Source organism: Ruegeria sp. BHSB172 (genome assembly GCF_059613165.1).
On sequence record NZ_JBXWRZ010000033.1, the window covers coordinates 1 to 4,578 of the forward strand.

Below are 4,578 nucleotides of genomic sequence, written 5' to 3' on the forward strand. Positions count from 1 at the left end.
ATCGGATCGATCAAGAGCGGCGTGATTTCGAAAGACATCTGGCGGTCGAGAAGCAAAAGTTCCTCCGTCAACTCAGCGAAACCGGTGCCCGGGTTCTGGTTCATCTGACGCGAAAGGCGCTGTCGGATCTTGCGGACGAGACTTTGGAAGAACGAATTGCGGCCCACGCGGTGAAAAAGTTGCAGCCCATAGCCGACGAGATACGGAAGATGATCGCAGACGACAGGCCGGTCACCGTGACGACTCATTCAGCGCTGCCCGAAGGTTTGAGACGGAAAGTGTCCGACGACCTTCAGAAACTGGCGCCGGAAACCAAGTGTATTTTTGAGGTCGACTCCACCCAACCCTTCGGGCTGGTCCTCAAGGTTGGAGCGACCAGCATCGAATGGACACTCGACAGTTATCTAGGTGAACTGGAGACGATTATGGTCGAGGGACTACGCCAGACGCAGGCGGGCAAGGCTGCACAATGACCCAGACGCCCCCGGCTTTCCCGGCTTCCGAGCCGACCGTTTCGCTGGCCGACCAGCTTGTGGCGACCCTGCAAACGGTATCGCCTCGGCCCGTCGTTAGCGAGATCGGTCAGGTCGTCGAAGTCGGAGACGGCATTTCCGTTGTCCGCGGCATGAGCCACGCGCTGGCCAATGAGCTTTTGCAGTTCTCCTCGGGCGCAATGGGAATTGTTCTGGACCTGGAAACAGACCGCCTCGGGGTGGTTCTGTTCGGTGGTTCGGACAAGGTCTCGGTCGGTGAGGCCGTGCGCCGCACCCGCAGCGTGCTGACGGTTCCAGTGGGTTCCGCGCTTCTGGGTCGGGTGGTGGATGCGTTGGGTGCCCCGCTGGACGATGGCCCGCCGGTCGATTCCGATTTCAGATTGCCCGTCGAAGCGGATGCTCCGTCAATTCTTGACCGCGAGGCGGTCCGGCGGCCTTTGGCAACGGGCCTCAAGGTGATCGACGCCGCCGTCCCGATTGGCCTGGGGCAGCGCCAACTTATCATCGGGGATCGCCAGACCGGCAAGACCTCGATCGCCATCGACACGATCCTGAACCAGAAACAACACGGGGTGCTCTGCGTCTACTGCGCGATTGGACAACGCGGGGATGCGGTGGCCAAGGTCATCGGTGCGCTGAAAGATGGTGGCTCGATGGCGCACACGATCATCATTGCCGCCGGAGACGAAGATCCTCCCGGACTTGCTTATGTGGCCCCGTACACCGCCATGACCATGGCGCAACATTTCTCGGAGCAAGGGCATGATGTGCTGATCGTGATGGATGACCTGACCCATCATGCCCGCGCCTATCGCGAGCTTTCACTTTTGTTGCGCAGGCCGCCAGGCCGCGAAGCCTTTCCCGGCGACATTTTCTATTTGCATGCCCGTCTGCTGGAACGCGCAGGCAACTTTGCCGACACAGCGGGGGGCGGGTCGATCACGGTTCTGCCGGTCGTTGAAACGCAGGCCGAAAACCTGTCGGCCTACATTCCGACCAACCTGATTTCGATCACCGATGGCCAGATTTACTTGTCGCCACGCCAGGTCCGCAAGAATCAGTTTCCGGCCGTCGATCTGGGTATTTCAGTGTCCCGTGTTGGCGGCAAGGCACAGTCTGCCGCCTTTCGCGACGTGGCCGGAAATCTGCGGGTCACGCTGTCCCAGTTCGAAGAGCTCGAAGATTTCGTCCGTTTCGGAACGCGGCTTGACGACGCCACGCGCGCCCGGCTGGCGCGAGGCGCGGCTGTCCGCAGGGCCCTCAGACAACCCGAACGCGACCCGGTTTCGGCGTTGGAGCAGGTTGCAGTTCTTTTGGCGGCACTGGAGGGCGTGTACGATCATCTGACCGACCCGGAGGCATTTGCCGAGATGGACCGGCTGAGGCTGTTCCTGCGGCAATCGCCGCACGATCTGTCGAAACGCATCGCCATCGACCAACCGCTGAACGAGGCCGACCGAGCCGCGTTGCTGAATCTGGCCAGGCAAGCCTGTACATCAAAGGGGTCTTCGGATGCCGCAGACTCTTGAAACCCTGCTTCATAGGACCGAAACGCTGAGCAACATTCGCAGCATCGTCCATATCATGAAGACGTTGTCGGTTTTGAACTCGGCGCCTTATGAGCAGGCCGCAAAATCCATCGACGCCTACCACCGAACCGTCCTTGACGGAATCGCTGCCCTGTTGCACCGCACGGGTCGCATGGATCTGACATCGCCGCCCCAGCAGAACATGGCCATCGTCGTTTTCGGATCTGACCATGGTTTGTGTGGTGCCTACAACGAAAGGGTGGCTGCGGAGCTGGCCAGGCATCTCGCCCTTGGGGGGGATACTCAAGCCGCACCTTATATCTTGTGCATTGGCGCCCAGATGAACGACGCCCTGAATGGCTGGGGCATTCGGGCCGACGATGTCATGCTGACACCAGCTTCAACTGACGGAATCGGGCGGCTTGCCAGCGCCATCGTCGAGCGATTCGACCACATCATGCGACATGGCGAAGCGGACGGCCTTGCCGTGAAACTGGCCTATACACGGCGCAGTGACCATGGGCAGCAAGATCCCATAGTCGAGCATTTCATGCCGTTTTCCACCGAGATGATTGACCAATTGATGAAACGGCCATGGCAATCCCGCAGCCTGCCGACCTACACCATGCCACCGGACGATTTGTTTGCCGCCCTGATCCGCAGCCACATTTTTTCAGGCGTATTTCGCGCCTCGGCAGAAGCTTTGGTGACTGAAAACGCGACCCGCCTGGCGGCTATGCACCGGGCCGAACAATCCATCGGCGATCGGCTCGAAGAGCTGAAGGCGGATACCCGAACGCTTCGGCAGGCTGAGATCACCTCCGAGCTCATGGACGTGGTGATCGGCTTTGAGGCCCGCAATCGAAAGCGGCGCAAGATACCGACCGATCCAGCTTGATGCGCAATAACGGAAGGCGAGGCACCTCGCCAGCCTATATTCCCGGCTTCTGCATCCAGTTGACGAATCTTGCCCGCCATCGGAACACCCATCGTAACCAAAGTTGTGACCTTCAAACGGTCACACGGCCTTGTTTGCAAGGCTTTTCTTTGATTTCAAAGGGATAGTATGGTGCGGGTGGAGGGACTTGAACCCCCACGCCTTGCGGCGCCAGAACCTAAATCTGGTGCGTCTACCAATTTCGCCACACCCGCATGCCAGCACCTGCCGTGCCGGGCTTGTTGGGCTGATAACAAAGCTTCCCGGCAAGTGCGAGAGGGAATTTTTCGCATCGCGCCGAGCTTGGCCCGCGGCCGGGAAACCTGCGCGTCAGGCAGGGCCAGATTTTGGCCATTGTGCGCGGGATCGTGACCGTATCGCAAGAACCTCCATACGTTGTGCCGCAAGACAAAGGCATGTCAGGCGCTCTCTCGCCACCCAACAAATGCCCGCGCCTGCGTTTACGTCGGGGCGAGCATTGCCGTGGCGACGAAGGCCTTCCGGGTGAATCCAAAAGTTGAAAACTTCTCGGAACCTTAGCTTGCTGCCGGGCCCTGCGCGCGTTCCCGCTCAGACCCTCTGGCCATCTTCCGGTTCGGCCGTGCCTGGGCGTCTCGGCCAATTTCGCAATTCTTCTTTAAGTTGCAACACCTTACCAGAGGCCACCCACAATTGCGCCACATTTCAGGCGCTAAAAGAACGCAATCGCGCCCAACAAAGACCGCCTTGAAGGTAATTCTGTTCAGCAAGGAGTTAATGAGTCTTTTCGCCGCCCGGCAATTTACCAGTGTGTCTCGCAACTCCAGAACAAGGGTCTCAGCCGTGACCAAACACATGAGCTCATACGCCACCGAGGAAGACGCCGTCTTTCTTGCCCGACAGAATTTTGCCGGCGAACTCAGAACTCTGAACCGGCGCTTTCCGAACACCGGATTCGGCATCGCCCTGCAGACCCAGGCGGGCGACGAATACCTGCTGGCCAACGCCCGCATGCCGCTTCCCACAGAAGGCGCGCGCGGGTTTCCGAGCGGCCGCCGCGTCGCGCGGTTGGAGAACGGGAACCGCTTCAGGTCCATCGAGATTCTGGCCGATGCCGAAAGCCTGAAGTCAGTCTCGCCCAGCACCGAGGCAGAGATTCTCGGCAATGCGCTGGAAATCATCGCCCGCATCGACAATTTCGGCGACTCGGTAGCCGCCCGCCCACAACCCGACGTCGCCGCAACAGGAACCGGAGGCTGAAAATGGCCCGAAACGACCACCTTCTGTCCGTAGGAAACGAGGCATTGGCACCGATGACCGAGGCCATGTCCGCGCTGACGACCCAGATCGACCAGCTGACAGAGGTGGCCGATGCGCGCTCGACCGCGCGCCTGTCCACGCTTCGGACCCGGCTCGAGAACTTCACTGCCAGCGTCACCTTCGTGGGTCAGGTCAAGGCCGGGAAATCCTCGATCGTGAACATTCTGGCAGGTCGCCCGAACCTGCTGCCGTCGGACGTGAACCCGTGGACCTCGGTGGTGACGACGCTGAACATCAACACCCGCGCGCCGGGTGACTACAAATCGAAATTCACCTTCTTCGAGCAGGAAGAATGGGACAATCTGATGGTGGGTGGCGG

General features: G+C 60.0%; 4 protein-coding genes, 1 tRNA gene and 1 pseudogene. 5 read left to right on the forward strand and 1 reads right to left on the reverse strand.

Annotated elements, in window-relative coordinates; all coding sequences use genetic code 11:
• The 3 genes and pseudogenes from AC2FM3_RS13640 to AC2FM3_RS13650 form a co-directional block, all read left to right on the forward strand.
• Positions 1-473: pseudogene (locus AC2FM3_RS13640) on the forward strand (hypothetical protein); the annotation flags it as partial.
• Positions 470-2,023, forward strand: coding sequence for a F0F1 ATP synthase subunit alpha (locus AC2FM3_RS13645; protein WP_496682712.1), 1,554 nt, complete (start codon positions 470-472; stop codon positions 2,021-2,023). The pseudogene AC2FM3_RS13640 and the gene AC2FM3_RS13645, both read left to right, overlap by 4 nt.
• Positions 2,007-2,921 carry a F0F1 ATP synthase subunit gamma gene (locus tag AC2FM3_RS13650; protein WP_496682715.1) on the forward strand — a complete coding sequence of 305 codons (915 nt, stop codon included), beginning with the start codon at positions 2,007-2,009 and terminating at the stop codon, positions 2,919-2,921. Before AC2FM3_RS13645 ends, AC2FM3_RS13650 begins: the two co-directional genes overlap by 17 nt.
• A 169-nt stretch (positions 2,922-3,090) precedes the next feature.
• Here the strand turns inward: AC2FM3_RS13650 and AC2FM3_RS13655 are convergent.
• Positions 3,091-3,175, reverse strand: a tRNA-Leu gene (locus tag AC2FM3_RS13655).
• Between the two features lie 619 nt (positions 3,176-3,794).
• On the opposite strand from AC2FM3_RS13655, the gene AC2FM3_RS13660 reads away from it, so the two are divergent.
• Together AC2FM3_RS13660 and AC2FM3_RS13665 are read left to right on the forward strand one after the other, a co-directional pair.
• The gene (locus tag AC2FM3_RS13660) at positions 3,795-4,199 is read left to right on the forward strand and encodes a hypothetical protein (protein WP_496682718.1); all 405 of its coding nucleotides are present in this window, start codon (positions 3,795-3,797) and stop codon (positions 4,197-4,199) included.
• A 2-nt stretch (positions 4,200-4,201) separates the two neighbouring features.
• Positions 4,202-4,578: dynamin family protein (locus AC2FM3_RS13665; RefSeq protein ID WP_496682721.1), on the forward strand; the 377-nt coding region annotated here is incomplete at its 3' end.